Here is an 18,911-nt window from a genome sequence, read left to right as displayed (position 1 = left end):
AATGGCTGGCTGCACGATGGATTTTGAGGCCATCGGGCAGCATCGTGCAAATGGGCATTTCGAAACATCCAAAACACCCGGCCCGATATGCCCGATGAGAACCCCCCTCCCTTTAGGGAGGGGGTTCATTGGGCATCGGTGCAGGATGTTTTCGCGGGAGGGGTGAATGATCACCAATTCCATCGGGCAAACTCATCGGGCAGTCGAGTGACTTACCGAGAGAAGCGACCGTGGCAACATCTGTATGGCCGCAAGAGATGGCTATCTCTCCGAGACAGGCATCTGGATGAGAGGCCGCTATGCGAGTACTGCCTCAGACGAGAGGTAGTCGAGCCCGCCACCATCGTGGATCACATCAAGCCGCACAAAGGCGACGAGGAACTGTTCTACGATGCAGGCAACCTTCAGAGCCTCTGCAAGAGGTGTCACGACAGCGATAAGCGGCTCGAAGAGAGCGGCAAGACCGTGATTGCGTTCGGACCGGACGGATGGCCGATCTGACCCCGCCCCGGGGTGGGTTGAAAGTCCGAGGGCCGACCGACCGCACAGCGCGCGCCCCCCAAAGCGTGCATTCCCGCAATTCAAATGTTGACCCCCTATGGGTAGCTAGGACCGACTATGCCGAGGCCCCGCACGCCGGCGGCCAAGGCTAAAGCCACTGGCCGCGACAAGCACGACAAAGGGCGGTTTGAGAACCGCAATGAGCCGCTGGTCAACGACGACGTTGGCCCGCCGCCCGATTGGATGACTGACACCGAGGGTGCGCTGATCCGCACCGCCTGGGTTGTCACCCGCAAAGAAATTCCGTGGCTCAACAGTTCGCATCGCGGGCTTCTCGAGATCGCTGCCAGCATCCGCGGCCGCCTCATGGCTGGCCAGGACGTCGGCGTGCAGGCGCTGAACCTCCTGAGGCAGGCGCTCGGGCAAATGGGAGCCACACCCGCAGACGCGTCGAAGGCAGGAGCCAAACCAGATGGCGACCAAGCCGACCCGTCAGCGAAGTACTTCGACTAGGCAGGACCCTGTCACCGAATATGCGCGGTCTGTTGTTGCCGGAGAGACCGTCGCCGGCCCACACGTCCGCAACGCATGCCGTCGCCACCTCGACGACCTGGTGCATGGCTCGAAGCGTGGCTTGATCTGGGACTTGAACGCCGTGGAGCGCTTCGTTGGCTATTGCCGCGACGTGCTTCGCCTCAATGGCGGGCAGTTCGAGGGCAAGCCGTTCATCCTGCAGCCTAGCCAGGTGTTCATTGCCGGGTCCATCTTTGGGTGGAAGCGAACCAACGAGGATGGCAAGATCGTGCGCCGGTTCCGGCGCGCCTATATCGAGCAGGCAAAAGGGCAGGGGAAGTCACCGTTCGCTGGAGCGGTCGGCCTCTACTGCATGACGGCAGACGGTGAATCCGGCGCCGAGATCTACGCCGCGGGCAAGGACAAGGCCCAGGCGATGGTGCTGTTCCGCGACTCCGTCGCGATGTATGATCAGTCGCCGGCACTCAAGGCCAGGTTGACGCCATCCGGCGGCAACCCGATCTGGAACCTTGCCGACCTGAAGTCGCGCAGCTTTTACCGGCCGATCAGCCGAGAGGGCGCGCACTCCGGGCCGCGCCCATACGTGGCGCTCTGCGACGAAATCCATGAGCATCCCGATGGCAAGGTCATCGAAATGCTCGAGCGCGGTTTTAAATTCCGCGATCAGCCGTTGCTGTTGATGATCACGAACTCCGGTTCGGATCGCAACTCGGTTTGCTGGGCCGAGCACCAGCACGCAGTGCAGGTCGCCGCCGGCACGAAAACGCTGGACGACGATTTCAGCTATGTCGGCGAGGTGATCGACGACACGGCGTTCGCCTATGTGTGCGCTCTCGACAAGAACGACGACCCATTCACGGACCCGTCGTGCTGGATCAAGGCGAACCCGTTGCTCGGCGTGACGCTGAAGTACGAGTACATCAACGACGTCGTCGCCCAGGCTCGGAACATCCCGAGCAAGCGCAACGGCATCCTGCGGCTGCACTTCTGCGTCTGGACCGAGTCCGACACGGCGTGGATACCGCGGCCGATGCTCGAAAAGGTCATGGCGGATTTCGATCCCTATGCCGAACATGCAGGTCGCGTGATCAATGGGGCGGGGCTCGACCTGTCCGGCACCAAGGATTTGACCTCGGCGGCGTTCTGCATCGAGACGGGTGTGAAGCGCGTCAAGAAAGCCGATGGCACCGAAGCCGATCTGCCGACCTATGACTTGTGGGTCGAAAGCTGGACCCCGAGCGACACAATGGACGAGCGGTCGAAAGTCGACCACGTGCCATATCGCCTTTGGTCATCGCAGATGCACAAGGATGCGGATGGCAATGACATCGATGGTCAGCCTTACCTGAACGCGCCGGAAGGCGGCAGGGTGCGGTTCGACCATGTCGCGGCACACTTCGCGCGTATCGACGCCAGCCACGGCATCGGCGAGCTGGGTTACGACAAATACGCCTACGACAAGTTTCAGGAAGAGCTCGACAACTACGGGCTCGAATTTGAGACCGTGGCTCACCCACAGGGCGGCAAGAAGCGCGCCAAGCCGAGCGAGGCGAAGGTCGAAGCTGCCAAGGCAGCCGGTCTGCCTGTTCCGTTGGGACACTGGATGCCAGGGTCAGTCGCGGCGCTCGAAGAACTGATCCTTGAGGAGCGTGTGCGGATCCGGCGTTCGCCAGTGACGCTGACCGCTCTGATGGGCGTCCATATTGAGACTGACCCGCTCATGGGCAACCAGTGGTTCAACAAGACCAAGGCCACGGTGCGCATCGACCCTGCGGTCGCGGCGGCAATGGCGGTGGGTGTGGCTGTTGAAACGGCCGGACCTGCAAAGCCGAGCCTCGACGACTTCCTTTCCAACCCAGTCATGGTGATTTGATGGGCTTTTTCGACCGATGGGCTGGACGGCCCATCAAGCTCACCGACGGCGCGTTCTGGCGGGGCTTTTTCGGCCTCGGCACGGACAGCGGCGAGGTGGTCAGCTACGACAAGGCAATGGCGCTCGATGCCGTCTGGGCTTGCGTCAATCTGATTGCCAACTCGGTAAAGACTCTGCCTTGCATCGTTTACGATCAGGACGGCGTGACGCGCGCGACAGGCGATGACTTGTACGACCTGCTGCATGATGCGCCGAACATGGACGACACAGCTGCGGATTTCTGGGGCATGGTCGCACTGTGCCTCTGCCTCGACGGCAACTTCTTCGCCGAGAAGAAAATGAACGGCGGCAAGCTCGTGGCGCTAAATCCCATCCACCCGCTCAAGGTGGATGTGCAGAGAAACAGCCGCAATGAGCGGGTGTACGAGGTTACCGAGGACGGCAAGAAGCGCAAGATCGGCGAAGACCGCATGTTCCATGTGCGTGGCGCGGTGCTTCCTGGTTGCGACCGCGGACTTTCACCCATCGGCTACGTGGCCAACACCGTAGGCAATGCTCGCGCTGCTGAGAAGGCGGCCGGCAAGTGGTTCGCCGGTGGGATGTCAGCGTCGGGCTTCCTCAAGAGCGATCAAATCTTGAAGCCTGAGCAGCGCAAGCAGGTCGGCGACATGCTCCAGCAGTACGCTGGGTCCGATCGCGCCGGCAAGGTGATGGTGCTCGAGGCCGGCCTCGAATACCACCAGCTCACGGTGAACCCCAAAGACGCCCAGATGATCGAGACGCGCCAATTCAGCGTCGAGCAGATCTGCCGCATCTTCGGTGTTCCACCGGTGATGATCGGACATGCCTCCAACGGTACGACCACCTGGGGCAGCGGCATTGAGCAGCTGATCCTGCAATTCATCAAGACCTGCCTGGCACCCATGCTACGCAGCATCGAAGCTTCGATCCGTCGCGATTTGATGGATGCTTCGACGCGCAAAACTCTGAGCGTAAAGTTCTCAGTTGAAGGATTGCTGCGCGGCGACAGTACGGCCCGTGCCGAGTTTCTGTCGAAGATGGTCACGAACGGTATCTACACCGAGAATGAAGCCCGGGCCTACGAAGACAAGGCGCCGCTTCCCGGCGGAAACCACCTGATCGTCAACGGCACAATGCAGCGCGCCGATCAGATCGGCATGCAGCCGCCGGCAAACCAGAACAACCCTGCGCCGCCTGCGGCCGCATAGGAACCCACATGAAATATCAGCATATTCTCTCTGCCTTTGCGGCGGAGCCGTGGGCTATGGACCGCGGCAAGCTGGCCGTGATCACCGACTTCCTTGCTTTCAAGGCAGCTGGCGGTGAGGTTGCAGCAGACGAAATGGCCGCGCGCATCTCGAAAAAGCAGTCGGGCGAAATTGCCCGGCGCGAAGGTGCTGTCGCGATCATCCCAGTCCATGGGGTGCTCGCCGCGAAAATGGACCTGATGACCGAGATTTCGGGCGGCATGTCCTACACGGGCCTCCAAAAGGCACTTCATGCCGCTATCGACGATCCCGAGGTCAAGGCGATCGTGCTCGACATCGACAGTCCAGGCGGTGCTGTTCCGGGCGCCCAGGAGCTGGGCGACGAGATCCGCGCGCTGCGCGGTGGCGACAAACCGATCATCGCACAGGTGAACCACCTTGCAGCGTCTGCCGCCTACTGGATCGCCAGCCAAGCCGACGAGGTCGTGGTTTCACCAAGCGGCCGTGCAGGCTCCATCGGCGTCTACACCGTCCATGAGGACATCTCTGCCGCGCTCGAAAAGGCAGGGGTGAAGCGCACCTATATCGCCGCCGGCGACCACAAGGTGGAGGGCAACGAGACCGAGCCACTGAGCGAGGACGCGCTATCGTTCGTTCAGGAGCGCGTGAGGCGGTCGTATGACCGGTTCGTCGGCGCTGTTTCCGCCGGCCGAGGTGTGTCTGTCGCCACGGTCGAAAAGGACTTCGGCCAAGGCCGCGTGTTCTTCGCCGAAGAACTGATCGAAAAAGGCATGGCCGACAGCATCGCCACGCTCGACGAGACGCTGGCGCGATTTGGCGCTGACCAGACACCAGAAACCGTCCGAAAGCTGCGCAGCGAAAATAGCGCGCGCGCCGAGGACGCAGAACACCTGCTGTCGACCATGAAGGTGGGCGGCGAGGTCACAAAACGCGAGTTTGAGAACGGGCTCAAGGGTCTTGGGGCGTTCACAAACTCGGAGGCAGAGCGGGCAGCCCGGCTCTACTTCAAGAACGGTCAGGGGGATCCTGACGAGGGCGATGCAGCACTGATGGCCAAGGTCGAAGAGGCTCTGGCGATCGCACGTACCATCACCGTCTAAGGACACCCCCACATGACTGAAAATGCATCCCTCGCCGAGAAGATCGGCGAGCTTTCGACTTCGCTCGCCACCATCAAGGAAACCGTCGGCAATCTTGGCACTGATTTTCAGGCCAAGCTCGCCAAGAACGGCGAAGCGTCGGCCGAACTGACCGAGAAGGTCGACAAGGCGCTTTCCGAATTCGGCGAGGCCACCACTCGACTGGGCGACCTCGAAAAGCGCGCCGCTCGCGAGCGCGATGGGGGCGATCCCAACGAAAAGTCTCTCGGTGATTTCGTTCTCGAGGCACCTGACTTGGTCAGTGGCCGATACAACAGCTCTACCCGTGGCGCCGTATCCGTAAAGGTAGAACGATCTGCCATCACCTCCGCCAACACGACCGTCGGCGCAGGTCGCTCTCAGGGCACGTCGCTGGTGCCTGGTTCACGTGTTCCTGGCATCTTTGGGCTGCCAGAGCGCCAGCTCACCGTGCGTGACCTGATCCTTCCCGGCCAGACTGCTTCCAGCAACGTGGAGTACGTCAAGGAAACGGGCTACACCAACAACGCTGCGCCGGTCGCGGAAACGACGGCCAAGCCGTATTCGGACCTGACGTTTGATCTGGTGAGCGCGCCGGTTCGTACCCTCGCGCACCTGTTCAAGGCCTCCCGCCAGATCCTCGACGACGCCCCGGCGCTGCGCTCCTACATCGACGGTCGTGCCCGTTATGGTCTGCGCTTTGTCGAAGAAAACCAGCTTCTGAACGGTTCGGGCACCGGCCAGAACATTCACGGCCTTGTGCCGCAGGCAACCGCGTTCGCACCGGCTTTCGCTGCCGCCGACGAGACCGGCATCGACCGTCTGCGCCTCGCCGTGCTGCAGGTCGTTCTGGCCGAGTATCCGGCAACCGCGTTCGTTCTGAACCCGATCGATTGGGCCAAGATTGAACTGACCAAGGATGCCGGCGGCAACTACATCATCGGCAATCCGCAGGGCTCGCTCACCCCGACCCTCTGGAACCTGCCGGTTGTGGCAACCCAGGCTATGGCTGCTGGTGAATTCCTCACCGGTGCATTCAGCTTCGCCGCACAGATCTTCGACCGTATGGACATCGAAGTTCTGCTCTCGAGCGAGAACGTCGACGACTTCGAGAAGAACATGTTCACGATCCGCGCTGAAGAGCGCCTGGCTCTGGCCGTGTATCGCCCCGAAGCTTTCGTCACCGGCGACGTCGAAGGCGCGTAAGCAAAACTGGGGCGTCCTTCGGGGCGCCCCTTCGCTTAGGAGGCGAGCATGACTGATTTCCTACAGGTCAAGCCGGTGCGCACATTCGCGCTTGGCAAGGAACTGAAAACCAAGAAGAGCGAGGCCTTTCCGGTTGAGGCCGGGGAGGCGCGGCTGCTTGAAGCTCAGGGCCTGGTCCAAATCATTGATGATGTGAAGGTTGACGCGGTCGAGCCGGTGGAAAACACCTCCGAGACCGAGACCGAGACCGAGACCGAGACCGAGACCGAGACCGAGACCGAGACCGAGACCGAGACCGAGACCGAGACCGAGACCGAGACCGAGACCGAGACCGAGACCGAGACCGAGACCGAGAAGCCCGCAAAGCGTGGCAGGAAGGCAAAGTAATGCCAACAGCACGCGACAAGGCGCGCAAGCGCAAGACGGCCAGCTATATCGGTGCCGGCGTGGTCCCGAAGCCCGTTGAGCCGGAAGAGCCAGCCGACCCCGAGGGCGGTGAAGGCGAGGGTGACTGATGGTGCAGAAACTGGAAGATATCGTCGAGCTTGGCGATCTGATCAGGCTGGACTTTAAGCCGGGGGACAAGGCCGTTCTCATGGCATCACGCTGCATCAGCCATGAGCAAGGTCGGCGAATTCATGAAGCTTGGGAGCGATATGCCCCTGGCGTGCCGCTCTTGGTCCTAGATGATGGGATGAAACTAGGGCTCATTAGAGAGGGTGACTAATGGCACTGGTCGACCTGGATCTCGTCAAGAAACACCTTCGCGTCGACTGGGACGACGAAGATGTCGAGATCGAGGCGTATGCTGCGGCGGCAGAAGCGATCGTGACAGAGTATCTGGACCGCACGGTCCAGGCCACCGGTCCGCTTCCGTCCGACGATCCCAACGCGATGGTCGTAACACCGCCGATCACTGCCGCGATCTTGCTGGTCACCAACGACCTTTTCGACAATCGCACATCCGACGTGGTAGACGGCGAGGCGATGCTCTCGCCAACTGTGCGTCGGTTGCTCGCACCTTACCGCATCTGGCGGCAATTCGAGGAGGCTAATGGGCGCCTAGTCTGATCCATTACAGACGGACGCGAGGGCGTCTCCGGCCTCATTCGTGATGTCGATATAGGGCTGGCCTGTAAGCGGATCAACAACATGCCCAGAGTGGCGTTGTTTCGTATCTGCTGCCGCGCCTTTGCATGCCGCGACCGCAGTCGGCGACCACCATGCCTCTGTTCGATACGAAACGTAGCCGAGCAATAGGCATGCGGGAATCAGGACCCATATTGCGATCATGCGATGCTTTAATGCGAACTGAACAACCTGATGGCAAGCAGCGAACCAAGTCCCCCAACCTCGGGCATCATCCAACATCGCAAACTCCTAACTTTAGCAATGGTCGTCTGGATTCGCGAACAGCACAAGAGGAGCGAATATGCCCTGGGTCCGGTTCAAAGCTGATTTCGACTGGCGGCCAAAGCCGGGCGTCACGATCGCCTACCTGGCCGGCATGCACCTGCTGGTGACCACGCGATGCTCCTCGGCGGCAATTGGGGCCGACAAAGCTGAGCGTGAGCCGAAGCGTAGGGAGGGCGGGATGGAAGGTATTCGAGACTGATGGCCAAACCCCCGACATCCGGTGCCCTCCGCGGCCGCGTGCATTTTCAGCGCCGGCAGACCGAACCCGACCCGTGGGGCGGCGATCCCCGCGAAGGTGACTGGGCAACCGTCACCACCTGCGCGGCCGAGTTTCTACCGCTTAAGGGCAGCGAGACGGTCATCGCGAACCGGTTGCAGGGCATCCAGCCATACATTGTGCGCGTACGGCAGTCGGCAGCAACATGGCAGGTCGACGAAACGTGGCGTGTTGTCGATGCACGCGACGATGCCCGCGTGTTCGCCATCAAGGCGCCGCCGACCGATCCGGATCAGAAACGGCAATGGCTTGAGTTTCTGGTCGAGCAGGGGCGCACCGAATAATGGCCGGCAAAATTCAAGGCCTTGATCGGCTCAAGAAGAAACTCCGTCGGATGCCTGAGCAAGCCAAAGTCGAGATCAAGAAGGCGCTGAATTTGAGCGCCGACGAGATGGTCGACATGGCTAAGGGGCTGGCGCCGTTCGAAGACGGTGCGCTCAAAAACAGCATTCAGAAAGAAGGCGGCCGGCATGAACTCGCGATTGACGTTGTGGCGGGCGGCACCGCCACCACGCGCGAAGTCAGAGACGGGGCGGGGGTGGAATACGACTACGCTCTGGCGCAGGAATTCGGCACATCCAACATGAAGCCGACGCCATTCTTCTTCCCCGCCTATCGTGTGGTCCGTAAGCGCATCAAAAGTCGCGTTTCCCGCGCTACGACCAAGGCCGCAAAGACCGCCGCATCCGGAGGCTAGTCGATGGACGCCACCCTCGAACTGATGATGGCCGCGGTCATGCGGCTGCGCGCCACGCCGGAGATTGTCACTTACGTCGGTTCGCGCATCTATGACCGCATTCCAGCGAGCAGTACCGGGCGATGGGCCGCCCAATTCCCGTTCATATCCAATGGGCCGACGATCGCCACGCCCGACGACTACGACTGCCTGGATGGTGAGGAAATCACCATTCAATTCGACATCTGGTCGAGTGGAACGGGCGAAGCCTATGACACTATCCAAGCGCGGAAAATTGCCAGTTTGGTGAAGCGGGCACTGCACGATGCAGAGTTGTCGCTAGCCACAAACGCCCTCGTTTCAATTGAACATGTCCTGACCCGCCACGTGCCTGACCCAAACCCGGCGATGCACCACTTCGCCGTCCAGTTTCGAGCGACGGTCGAGACGCCGTAACCGCCACCAACCTCCCACCAATTTCAGCCCGCCTTGTGCGGGTTTTTTCATGCAAGGAGCGCCGCATGGCCGCTGCAACCACCACCAAGGGCGGCAAGGTCCGCGTTCTCCTTGGCAACGACGCCACCCCCACCGTGTACGCCTCGCCGTGTGGCTTCACCTCGAAGTCCCTCACGCTCACCAAGGGTCTCGAGGAAACACAGGTTCCGGATTGTACCGACCCTGACAAGGTCGACTGGATTGGCCGAGACGCCGTGTCGTTGAGTATGTCGGTTTCCGGTGAAGGCGTCCTGGCGTCCGAATCCGTCGAGACTTGGCTTGATGCCTGGGAAAGCATCGACAGCATTCCCGCCAAGATCGAGATTGAATTCCCGGCCAAGACCATCACGTGGACCGGCAATCTTCATGTGGAAACGTTCTCCGCCGAAGCTCCAAACGGACGTCGCGTGACGACGTCGGTATCGCTCCAGTCCGACGGCGAAATGGTCCGTGTGGTTGACTGATGTCCGGTTCGGCGAAAACCCCGCCCCTCGAATGGGCTGACGGCACATACGAGTTCGCCCTCCGTTGGGGTGAGCTCGCCGAACTGCAGGACGCCTGCGATGCCGGGCCGTTCGTGATCCTCGCTCGCTTGGCATCCAACCAGTGGCGCATCGAGGACATCGCCAGCACAATCCGGCTAGGCCTTATCGGCGGCGGGACAGAGCCGGCCAAGGCATTGAAGCTGGTCAAGACTTACGTCGAGGGTCGCCCGCCAGCCGAGAATGTCAGCCTGGCGCGCGGCATCCTCGAAACATCGATCATGGGGGCACCCCAAGACCCACCGGGGGAAGCCCCGGCGCCGGGGGCGGTGAGCGACTAGACGACCTGCCGAATGGCAAGTTTCGGATGTCGCGAATCTACGCTGCCGGCGCCGCCATGGGGTGGTCAGCCGATGAGGTGGACCGCACGTCGATGTGGAAGTTTTGGTCGGCTTGGCACGGATTTGTCCGTGCCAACAGCCCGGCACAACCGGGTAAGCTGACTGAGGCGCAAAAAGACGAGCTGTGGGCCGACATCGAGGCGATCGATGCACCCATTGGCTTGCTGTCGACCCAGACTTACTCCTGGGACGGCCGCAGATTTGCGGTGATGGGCCTGGTCAAGTTTCAGGCTCAGTAGTTCTCGACTTCATCCCTGCTTCGGCAACGCCTTTTTGCGCTGCTTCCATCCCCAAGGCGGTCCGCTTCGCGTTTTGGCGCCGCAGTGCGGACAGCGATAGGCATTCAAGTTGGCGCCAATCGACACAATAAGCCAGACAATCAATCAAACGCCCAAGGTCACCACGGACAACACCAGGTGCAGCAGGTGGTTGGGCGTCTCCTTTTCAGCCAACACCATCCGGTCGTCCTCAGGGCAATAGCGCCGCTTTTTCCTGACGCCCATACGAACTCTCTCTCCCCCTGAGGTCTGGTCTTCATGGCTACCGATATCGAACGTTTGATCGTCTCGCTAGAGGCGAGCACGACGAAGTACGAACGCGCCCTGGCCAAGGCCAATGGGGAGACAGAAAAGCGCGTGCGGTCGATGCAAACGCGGTTCGACAACCTGGGATCTTCCGCTTCGCGCATGGAGAGCCGGATGGTGGGCTCTTTTGGAGCTGTGGGTCGTGCCATGGGTGTGCTGGGCATCGCTCTCACGACCACTTCGGTCATTTCGATGACCTCGGCGTGGACCGACCTGAATTCGCGCGTCAATCTCGCGGCGGGCAGCATCGATCGCGGCGCCGCAGTCTTGGGTCGCCTCTCCGAGATGGCGCGCCGCACCTATTCGTCTCTTGAGCAGACGGCTGAGGGCTACCTGCAAAACCAGCAGGCCCTTTCCGCACTAGGGTACAGCACGCAACAGCAGCTTGACCTGGTCGAGACGCTGAACAACAGCCTTGTCGTGTCCGCCGTCCGCGGACAGCGCGCTCAGTCCGTTATGGATGCATGGTCCAAGGCCATGGCGTCAGGCTCCTTGCGTGGCGACAACTTGAACACGATCATCCAGTCCGGCGGCCGACTTTCCAAGGCTCTCGCCGACAGCATGGGCGTTTCAGTCAACGAGCTTCGCAAGCTCGGCGAGCAGGGCAAGATCACGACGACCGAAATGTTCGGCGTCACCAGTCAGCTCGAAAAACTGCGGCTCGAAGCGGACTCCATGCCGGCGACGGTCTCGGACGGTTTCGTGCTGCTCCGCGATGCCGTCACACAGTTTGTTGGCGAAGCAGACGCCGCTGTTGGGTCGAGCTCAGCCCTGGCCGAAGCCATCATTGCCGTTTCAGACGCCATAAGCGATGCCCCTGATCAGGAGTGGTTCGATCGGGTCTTCCGTGGCCTGGGCGATGAACTGGCTCGCACCATACGGGATGGCGCCCGCGAGCTTGAGTACATTGCCAAGATCCTGGACTACATTTCGAACAGCAAGACTGAAGTCACCCTTGGAGATATCGTCACCGGCTTGCGGGACGTAAACGACGCCGCGATCGAAACCGACGGGACGCTGGCTGCTGCGGCGGGTCGCCTTCGCGATTTTGCGGAGAAATCGAAAGGTGTCTTCTCGCCGGAAGTTGAGGCGGCTTTTCAGGATCTCATCGCTCAGTTGATCGAGGGGGGCGGGTCCGCCGATCTTGCTCGCGAGGCTATTCAGGAGCTGGGCGAGGTCGATCCGAAGTTTAACATTGTGATTGGCGAAGTCTCCGGCCTGATCAATTGGTTCCTGCACCTCCGCGAGGCTGCCACCGGAGCCCGCGCCGCGATTGCAACCACGACAACCGATCTTGGGCAGATGCCCTCCATGCGTCAGATCCGGCGCACGTTCGGTGCCGATCTGACATCCGACGGTGCTCCCGGAGGGCCAATCACCCCTCCGTCGAGCGGAGGCGGGGGCAAATCGCCAACGGAGCGTTACGGCGACAATGTCGCTGACATGCGTCAGCGGCTCGAGTTCCTAAAGCAGGAAACGGCGCTGGTTTCATCGCTCAACCCGCTGCTGAACGACTACGGCTACGCCAAGGAACGATTGAAGGCGATCCAGGATCTGGAAAACGCGGCAAGACGCGCAGGTCTCGAACTTGGACCAGCCCAGAGAGAGGAACTCGTTAGTCTCGCTGAGGCTTACGCCACGGCCACGTCTGACGCCGCCCGTCTCGCTGAGGCCCAGAAAGCCACAGTCGCCCAATTTAACGAAATCAAGGATGCTGCCCGCTCTGCTCTCGAAACAATCGTCGACGGTTTCGTTGAAGGGAAGGACGCCGGCGACATCTTTGCCGATGTTTTGAAAAACATCGGGTCGCAGTTGCTGACTATGGGGTTCAACGGCCTTTTCGGAGGCGGATCGACCCCTGGTCGGGGCTTGTTTGGCCAGATGTTCGGCTTTGCGAACGGGGGCTACACAGGCCCGGGCGGAAAATATCAGCCGGCCGGTGTCGTGCATAAGGGCGAAGTCGTCTGGTCCCAAACGGACATTGCCCGATCGGGCGGTGTAGCGGCGGTCGAGGCGATGCGACGAGGGCTGGTCATGCCTGCAATGCCGGTTGCGAATAGCGACGGCGGTTCCGTGTCGGTGCCGATTTCAATCAGCATCGACGCCACTGGCGCAGACGCTGCAGGACTAACGCGCGTCGAGCAGAGGCTTACCGCTCTGCAGGCAGAGTTGCCGGGGCAGGTGAAGAACATCGTTCGTGCGCAGGGATCAAAATGGCGCTGACCGAACCGCTCGACCTACTGACGGGCTTCCCAGGCTGGTCCCAGCCGTTCGAGCTGATGGCGCGGCAGGAGCAATCCCGCCACGCCTCTGGCCGCACCCGAGTCAAGGACTTCGGCACGCCCCTCTGGCACGGTTCGTGGTCGACCAAGACGTTGTCGGCAAACGCACTAGATCAGTGGCGCGCTCGCATTGAGCAGGCCATGGTCAGTCAGATGACGTTCGTGGCTTGGCAGTCCAGCCGATGCCGGCCCATCATGCATCCTGGGAGTTCCAGCCTGCCAACCGGCGAGCTGCACAGCATCGGCAACGATGACAAGACCGTGCGGATCGCCGATCTGGTCGGCATTCAGTTGTCGGTTGGCGACATGCTTCGCATCGGCAATGGCCTCTACCGCGCAGCCGAACAGGCTGCCGGCAATCCAACGCCATATTTCACTGTGTCGCCGCATCTTTGGCCCGGCACTGTGACTGGTCAGGATGTCATCATCGAGAGGCCGTGGTGCCTCATGACCGTTGATCCAGGCTCCTTGTCGACATCGGCCGACATTCGAACGGGGCGAGGCACACTCTCGTTCACTGCTACCGAGGCGCGCTAACACCATGAAGTCCTACACCGCGAACACCGTGGCCGCGCTGGCTGCCCGGCGATTGATGAAACGCGACTTTCTCTGGATTGAAGCGCGCGATCGGGAAACTGGAGATCCCGTGTCAGTCGGATTTTGGTCCGATCTGGCAAATGTCTCGGCGTTGGTCGTGGACCCTGAAACAGGCGATCCGGTTTCGCGTGACTTCTATGGTTCGGGTTCGCTGATTTCGATCAGCGACATTCCGGCGATCGTGGGCGTCAGCGTCGAGAACGTCACCGTGACAATGTCTCAACTGCACGACCAGGTCGAGGAAGCCCTACGCCTCTATGACTGCAAACAGGCGCGGATCGAGATCCATACCGGTCTGCTCGATCCCGATAGCCGCAAGCTGGTCGACCCGGCTGAACCAGTATTCGTAGGTTTCATCGACCGCGTCGAGATTCGCACGCCGGCGGAAGGCGGGGAGGGCGCTGCGGTTCTCACCTGCGCCAGCGGAACGCAGGAGTTGCTGCGCAACAATCCAGCGACACGAAGCCACGAAGATCAGCAGGTGCGCGCGCCTGGCGACACTTTCTTCATCGACGCGGCCGTGTGCCCGGATTGGGACCACTACTGGGGAGCCGTTGGCGAGAACAAGGTGCAGACTGTGCAGCAGCCGCAGCGGCAAGGCCTGTTCGGATGGGGAGGGTTCCTTGGAATCTTCTAGCGTCCGGCTCGCCACAACAGAAGACCGCGGGGCGATCATTCGATTGCTCCGCGACGCTCACACCGCAGCTGCTCTGCCGTTCCCGTTCAGCGCGCCGCACGCTGCAGCGCTGATTGATCGTCACATTGCCGATCCAACGCTGGTGGCGCTGGTCGCCGGCACCCCGGCGCAGGCTGTACTGCTGGCAAGCAGCCAAGATCACCCCTTCGCAGCAATCAGGTTCGCCGCCGAGACTGTCTGGTGGGTGGCACCGGAGGCGCGCGGCCAATTCGCGAGCCAGATGCTCGCGTCATACGAGGCTTGGGCTGCCGAACAAGGCTGTACCTTCGCCGGCATGGCTGCACTCGCCTCATTCCCGCGCGCAGAGGTCATCTACCGCCGCGCTGGCTATCGCCCCGCCGAAACACACTTTTTGAAGCCGTTGGCGCCGTAACGGCCGCCTCGGCGACGAGGCCCCACACATGGCAGTTTTCACCTGGATCGGTGCCAGCATTTTCGGCGCCGGGACGTTCCTTGCCGGCCTGACAGCGGCCGGCTTGCAGATCGCCGCTGGCGTTGTGATGAGTTCGCTGGGGCGCAGTGCGTCGTCCGGCGAGCAGACCACTCAGAAGTTCGGCGTGCAGGGGCGGCTGCAAGGCGGCGAGGATGTTCCGCGCTCGATCAATTTGGGCTGGAACTGTACCGCTGGTTCGCTTGTCTGGCACAACACCTTCGGGGATGGCGGCACGATGTCGGCGCGCGTCATGGCTATCGGCGATTTGCCGATCCGCGAGCTGCTTTACCCAATCGTCGATGGTGTCGACTGTACGCTGCTCAAGGGCGAGATCCATCCAAACTACGGATGGCCAGTCGCTGAGTATCGCAAGGGTGGCGTCGACCACCTCTGGATCAAATTCTACGACGGTAACCAGACGGCAGCCGACCCGTTCCTGGTGTCGAACTTTGCAGGCGATCCGAACCGGCCTTATCAGTCGACCCGCGTCGGTCGAGGCGTCCCCTATGTGATCGTTTTTGCCCGTGCGCCGGAGCGCAACGACGAGGGCGACAAACCGCTTTTTCAGGGCATTCCGACCTTCAAGTTCGTCAGCAATGGCGTCCGCTGGTACAACCCGGCGCTCGACAGCACCGTCGGCGGCGTTGGTACGCACCGTTGGGACAACCCCGCGACGTGGGGCGGCGTCGGCGACTTCAATCCGATCGTGCAACTCTACAACGTACTGCGTGGCGTTCGTTTCAGCGGCCAGTGGCTCTACGGCATGCAGGGCCTGTCCGCAGCGCGGCTGCCGGTAGCAAACTGGATTGCCGGCATCAATGCAGCGCAGACAGGCATCGACGGCCCATCGGGGGTTGAGCCGACGTTCCGATCTGGTGGTGAGGTTCAGGTCGGTGCGAAAGTGGCGGTCACGGCCGAAGCGCTGCTGACGGCTGCCAATTCCCGTCTTGTGGAGAACGGCGGCGTCTACACCGTGTATGTCGGCCCGCCCGGTGCGCCAGTAATGGCGTTCACCGACGGCGACATCCTATCGACCGAAGAGCAGAGTTTCAGCCCGTTCCTGTCGCTGTCCGACACGGTCAACGGCATGGATGCCAGCTACCCCAACCCGGGCGAAGGCTGGAACAACAAGAAGGCGCCGCCGCTACTTCGGCCCGACCTTGAGGTGCAGGCGGGAAATCGCCGTCTCATGGCTTCGGTATCGCTCGATCTCGTGCCGTACGCGGCGCAGGTCCAGAGGCTGATGCGTTGGGCTCTCAATGAGGCACTGCGCGCTCGGCGGCACACTTTTGTGCTGGGGCCGGAGTTTCGCGTCATCGAGCCTGGCGACGTGGTGCGCTGGACCTCTGAACGCAACGGCTATGTCGACAAGCTCTTCCGTGTGGATGGTGTCATCTACAAGTGGAACCTTGACGTCATCGTTGACCTCACGGAGGTTGACCCTGCGGACTATGACTGGGATCAGGAAACCGATTACCGCCCGGTGATCAACGGTCCGTTGCAGTTGGTCGGGCCGAGGCCGATGCCCATGTCGGGCTGGCAGGTGTTCCCGGCGCCAATTCCAGACGAAAGCGGCGCAGGCCGGCGGCCAAGCATTGAAGTCAGGTTCGCTTCGGGTGTGCCCAGCGTCGACCGCGTGCGTGTACAGGTTCGCGTTGGAGATGAAGACGGGCCGCTGATTTTTGACAGCGACGCCCATCCATATGTCGACCCGTGGCGCGCGATCCTTCAAGGCCAGTTCCCGCCGAATGTCACATGCGTGGTTCGGGGCATTTTCATCGGACCGGCCGCAGCGGAGTGGTCCGGCTGGCTGCCCGTCACCACTCCGAACGTGAAGCTCGGCGCCGACGACATCGCCATCGACCTGTCCAATGTTGCGAAGGATGTGCTGGCGCAGGTCGGCTCGAACCGCTCCATCATCGAAGCCTTCAAGCGCATCGGCACGATGCTCGAGGAGGCGGACCGCGAGAATTACGTGAAGCGGGAAAGCCTGTTCCGCGAGGTTCAGGTCGAGCTCGAAGGTCTTGAGGCCAGCTTCACCGAAATCATCGAGGTGGCCCTCGGGCCGGGCGGTGCAATCGCGCAGAAGCTGGAAAGCCTCTATGCGGCGATGGGTGGCAACTCCGCCGAGGTCAATATCCGTTGGTTTGCGGAGGCCGGCCCTGAAGGCATGGCGGCCCGATATGTGATCCAGGCGGCGGCGAACGATGGCACGTTCCGCGCAGGCACATTCTTCATCGACGTGCCGCTCGACCCCACAAAGCCGGTGGTGATCGGCGTCATGGCGGGTCAGTTCGTGAACTACACATCTGATGGCGTTCCAATTGTCATGCTGGGCGAGGACGGCGTTCAGCGCTCCGCCAACGGCGTCAAGATGATCAACTGGGTTACCGGCGCGGAAAGGACGGATTCGGAATGACAACCCGTCAGTTTCGCGACCCGCAGGGCCGGCGCATTGCCATTTATGAGGTGCCAACGAACGTTGGCGACCCTGACGATCCAATGGCGCCGTGCAATGCGCCGTTGCACGACCCCGACAGCAATCTTGACCACCTGTATTTCCACTCCGACTTCGACCCAATGGAGGTGGCGTTTGGCCCGATCAATGTCGTGGTTGGCCACGCGGCAATACCTGCAGGTTCCGGCGGTGGTGGTGTCGGATCGTTCACCAACACCATGGTGTACGGCTCGATTGTCAGAAGCCACGAGCTCTTTTCACACGACCTTGGCTATCCGCCCGATTTCTTCCTGATCATTGGCGATGACGTCGTTCACCCGGGCTTTCCGGTCCAGTACGATCTGGCAGATGGTCGCGCGCGACTCGTGACCGCCTATGCCACCGACAACAAAATCATGCTGCACGAGTTCGGCATACAGACGTCGAGCGCGCTCGCTGCGACGAACGTTACCTATACGCTTCTGATCCTCAGACGACCGCCGGCGCCAGCAGGTAGTGTCCTGTTTGATTTTGACCCGTCTACCGGCATTGTCGAAATGGCCTTTGGCAAGTTTCGATCCGACAGGCGATATCTGCAGATCGTTTCAGGTGGAACGCCATTCGGCGTCCCGCTGGGGCGAACTATTGGTTTCGACAATGGCACGTTTAGATCGGCATCGCCCAGCGGTGCGTTGCGGGATATCGTGCCAGCAGATTTTAGGGTCTCGTTCGGATCGGGCGGACCGAGTTATGGCCCGGCGGGCAATTATGGTGGCGCTTTCACCGGTGATGGCGCCGTACTGGTGCAAGCCCCATGAATGGCTATGAATGGTTGGATGGCCAGTTTCGCATCGTCAACGGCGACCGTGTTGTCGCGACAACCGGCGGGACGCTCCTGCAGTTCCTGACTGCACAGCAGACCATGTCAGCAACCCTCAGTTTTCCGGATGCCCTCAAGGGTCAACTGTACACCTTCAGTTACGGAACGACCTATGCTGCTGGCGGCAATTACAGGACGAACACGGCATGCCGAACGGCGGTTGGTGCCAGGCCTCAAGAGTGGACGCAGACTATTGAACTTGGCGTCGCTCCAGCCGGTGCCGATATCGCTGCCGTGCATGTCATCCTCAATCGCACCGCGGCGCCGTCACACACTTGGCTTGGGCAGGTGCTAGCTCCCGTCTTTCCTATGGCACAGGAAATTCAGCTTTGGGGATCAATGACCCTGGAGATGGCTCCCTGTATCACGCGCGGCCTGACAGTGGACATCGTTCCCAATGTTGACCCCAGCCTCCCCGGCAAATTGGTGGCCATCATTGATCAGACTGTTGGCCCGGCTGCAGGCAATTTCACCAGCTATGGACACATTCCGCCGACCGAGCCCAGCACAGTGTTCGACAACTTCCGTGGTGGCACAGAAAACGTGGCACCGAGTGGCGCGGGTGTGCCGGTCTGGTGGAGTGATGCTTCGCCGTATTCGAAGGTTGAAAGCGGCGAGTGGAGCGGATCTCTCGCCCCTGGCAGCCCCACCGTGTTTGCCCGAGCGCGGCAATATGGCGGTGCGCAGGCGGCGGCCTACATCGACCCCACCAACTACGCCTCGACTTACACCCTGACCGCAAAAGTCCGCTTCGGGCGGCGCAGCTAACCTC

The 18,911-nt window shown here is 61.4% G+C and carries 22 protein-coding genes; all 22 read left to right on the top strand.

Annotation, left to right across the window (positions count from 1 at the left end):
- The first annotated feature begins 87 nt into the window (after positions 1 to 87).
- The 22 genes from CCK88_RS18765 (at position 88) to CCK88_RS06535 (ending at position 18,907) form a co-directional block, all read left to right on the top strand.
- A complete protein-coding gene (locus CCK88_RS18765) occupies positions 88 to 501 on the top strand; it encodes an HNH endonuclease (RefSeq protein ID WP_086469683.1) in 414 nt (137 codons plus the stop codon).
- Between the two features lie 117 nt (positions 502 to 618).
- Entirely contained in the window at positions 619 to 1,014 is a 396-nt protein-coding gene (locus tag CCK88_RS06640) for a hypothetical protein (RefSeq protein WP_086469682.1), read from the top strand.
- Positions 974 to 2,908: a terminase large subunit gene (locus CCK88_RS06635; RefSeq protein WP_086469681.1), complete on the top strand. Its 1,935-nt coding sequence runs from the start codon at positions 974 to 976 to the stop codon at positions 2,906 to 2,908. The genes CCK88_RS06640 and CCK88_RS06635 overlap by 41 nt, the downstream gene beginning before the upstream one ends.
- Positions 2,908 to 4,137 (top strand): phage portal protein, encoded by a 1,230-nt coding sequence (locus CCK88_RS06630; protein WP_086469680.1) that lies wholly within the window; start codon positions 2,908 to 2,910, stop codon positions 4,135 to 4,137. Before CCK88_RS06635 ends, CCK88_RS06630 begins: the two co-directional genes overlap by 1 nt.
- Positions 4,138 to 4,145: 8 nt before the next feature.
- Positions 4,146 to 5,258 (top strand): S49 family peptidase, encoded by a 1,113-nt coding sequence (locus tag CCK88_RS06625; RefSeq protein WP_086469679.1) that lies wholly within the window; start codon positions 4,146 to 4,148, stop codon positions 5,256 to 5,258.
- A gap of 12 nt (positions 5,259 to 5,270) precedes the next feature.
- Entirely contained in the window at positions 5,271 to 6,482 is a 1,212-nt protein-coding gene (locus tag CCK88_RS06620; RefSeq protein ID WP_086469678.1) for a phage major capsid protein, read from the top strand.
- A 48-nt stretch (positions 6,483 to 6,530) separates the two neighbouring features.
- On the top strand, positions 6,531 to 6,869 hold the full coding sequence (locus CCK88_RS18380) for a hypothetical protein (RefSeq protein ID WP_170926378.1): 339 nt from the start codon (positions 6,531 to 6,533) through the stop codon (positions 6,867 to 6,869).
- Positions 6,869 to 6,997 carry a hypothetical protein gene (locus CCK88_RS18760; protein WP_280173810.1) on the top strand — a complete coding sequence of 43 codons (129 nt, stop codon included), beginning with the start codon at positions 6,869 to 6,871 and terminating at the stop codon, positions 6,995 to 6,997. Before CCK88_RS18380 ends, CCK88_RS18760 begins: the two co-directional genes overlap by 1 nt.
- Before the next feature lie 211 nt (positions 6,998 to 7,208).
- Positions 7,209 to 7,553, top strand: coding sequence for a head-tail connector protein (locus CCK88_RS06605; protein ID WP_086469675.1), 345 nt, complete (start codon positions 7,209 to 7,211; stop codon positions 7,551 to 7,553).
- A gap of 543 nt (positions 7,554 to 8,096) precedes the next feature.
- Positions 8,097 to 8,459, top strand: a complete 363-nt coding sequence (locus CCK88_RS06595) for a head-tail adaptor protein (RefSeq protein ID WP_086469673.1) — start codon at positions 8,097 to 8,099, stop codon at positions 8,457 to 8,459.
- Positions 8,459 to 8,872, top strand: coding sequence for an HK97-gp10 family putative phage morphogenesis protein (locus tag CCK88_RS06590; protein WP_086469672.1), 414 nt, complete (start codon positions 8,459 to 8,461; stop codon positions 8,870 to 8,872). Before CCK88_RS06595 ends, CCK88_RS06590 begins: the two co-directional genes overlap by 1 nt.
- A gap of 3 nt (positions 8,873 to 8,875) precedes the next feature.
- Entirely contained in the window at positions 8,876 to 9,307 is a 432-nt protein-coding gene (locus CCK88_RS06585; protein WP_086469671.1) for a DUF3168 domain-containing protein, read from the top strand.
- 65 nt (positions 9,308 to 9,372) lie between these two features.
- Positions 9,373 to 9,810, top strand: coding sequence for a phage tail tube protein (locus CCK88_RS06580; protein ID WP_086469670.1), 438 nt, complete (start codon positions 9,373 to 9,375; stop codon positions 9,808 to 9,810).
- The gene (locus CCK88_RS06575) at positions 9,810 to 10,169 is read left to right on the top strand and encodes a gene transfer agent family protein (RefSeq protein ID WP_086469669.1); all 360 of its coding nucleotides are present in this window, start codon (positions 9,810 to 9,812) and stop codon (positions 10,167 to 10,169) included. Before CCK88_RS06580 ends, CCK88_RS06575 begins: the two co-directional genes overlap by 1 nt.
- A 26-nt stretch (positions 10,170 to 10,195) precedes the next feature.
- The gene (locus CCK88_RS06570) at positions 10,196 to 10,468 is read left to right on the top strand and encodes a hypothetical protein (protein WP_086469668.1); all 273 of its coding nucleotides are present in this window, start codon (positions 10,196 to 10,198) and stop codon (positions 10,466 to 10,468) included.
- A gap of 297 nt (positions 10,469 to 10,765) precedes the next feature.
- On the top strand, positions 10,766 to 13,036 hold the full coding sequence (locus CCK88_RS06565; RefSeq protein ID WP_086469667.1) for a tape measure protein: 2,271 nt from the start codon (positions 10,766 to 10,768) through the stop codon (positions 13,034 to 13,036).
- A complete protein-coding gene (locus CCK88_RS06560) occupies positions 13,027 to 13,632 on the top strand; it encodes a hypothetical protein (RefSeq protein ID WP_086469666.1) in 606 nt (201 codons plus the stop codon). Before CCK88_RS06565 ends, CCK88_RS06560 begins: the two co-directional genes overlap by 10 nt.
- Before the next feature lie 4 nt (positions 13,633 to 13,636).
- A complete protein-coding gene (locus tag CCK88_RS06555; RefSeq protein ID WP_244557443.1) occupies positions 13,637 to 14,329 on the top strand; it encodes a hypothetical protein in 693 nt (230 codons plus the stop codon).
- Positions 14,316 to 14,762, top strand: a complete 447-nt coding sequence (locus CCK88_RS06550; protein ID WP_086469665.1) for a GNAT family N-acetyltransferase — start codon at positions 14,316 to 14,318, stop codon at positions 14,760 to 14,762. The genes CCK88_RS06555 and CCK88_RS06550 overlap by 14 nt, the downstream gene beginning before the upstream one ends.
- A gap of 28 nt (positions 14,763 to 14,790) precedes the next feature.
- The gene (locus tag CCK88_RS06545) at positions 14,791 to 17,241 is read left to right on the top strand and encodes a phage tail protein (protein ID WP_086469664.1); all 2,451 of its coding nucleotides are present in this window, start codon (positions 14,791 to 14,793) and stop codon (positions 17,239 to 17,241) included.
- Positions 17,238 to 18,077, top strand: a complete 840-nt coding sequence (locus tag CCK88_RS06540) for a hypothetical protein (RefSeq protein ID WP_086469663.1) — start codon at positions 17,238 to 17,240, stop codon at positions 18,075 to 18,077. Before CCK88_RS06545 ends, CCK88_RS06540 begins: the two co-directional genes overlap by 4 nt.
- The gene (locus tag CCK88_RS06535; RefSeq protein WP_086469662.1) at positions 18,074 to 18,907 is read left to right on the top strand and encodes a hypothetical protein; all 834 of its coding nucleotides are present in this window, start codon (positions 18,074 to 18,076) and stop codon (positions 18,905 to 18,907) included. The genes CCK88_RS06540 and CCK88_RS06535 overlap by 4 nt, the downstream gene beginning before the upstream one ends.
- The last annotated feature ends 4 nt before the right edge of the window (positions 18,908 to 18,911 follow it).

It is taken from the genome of Devosia lucknowensis (assembly GCF_900177655.1).
In the GTDB taxonomy this organism is placed as follows: domain Bacteria; phylum Pseudomonadota; class Alphaproteobacteria; order Rhizobiales; family Devosiaceae; genus Devosia; species Devosia lucknowensis.
Note: the sequence above shows the minus strand (reverse complement) of the source record. Positions and strands in the feature narration are given on the sequence as shown.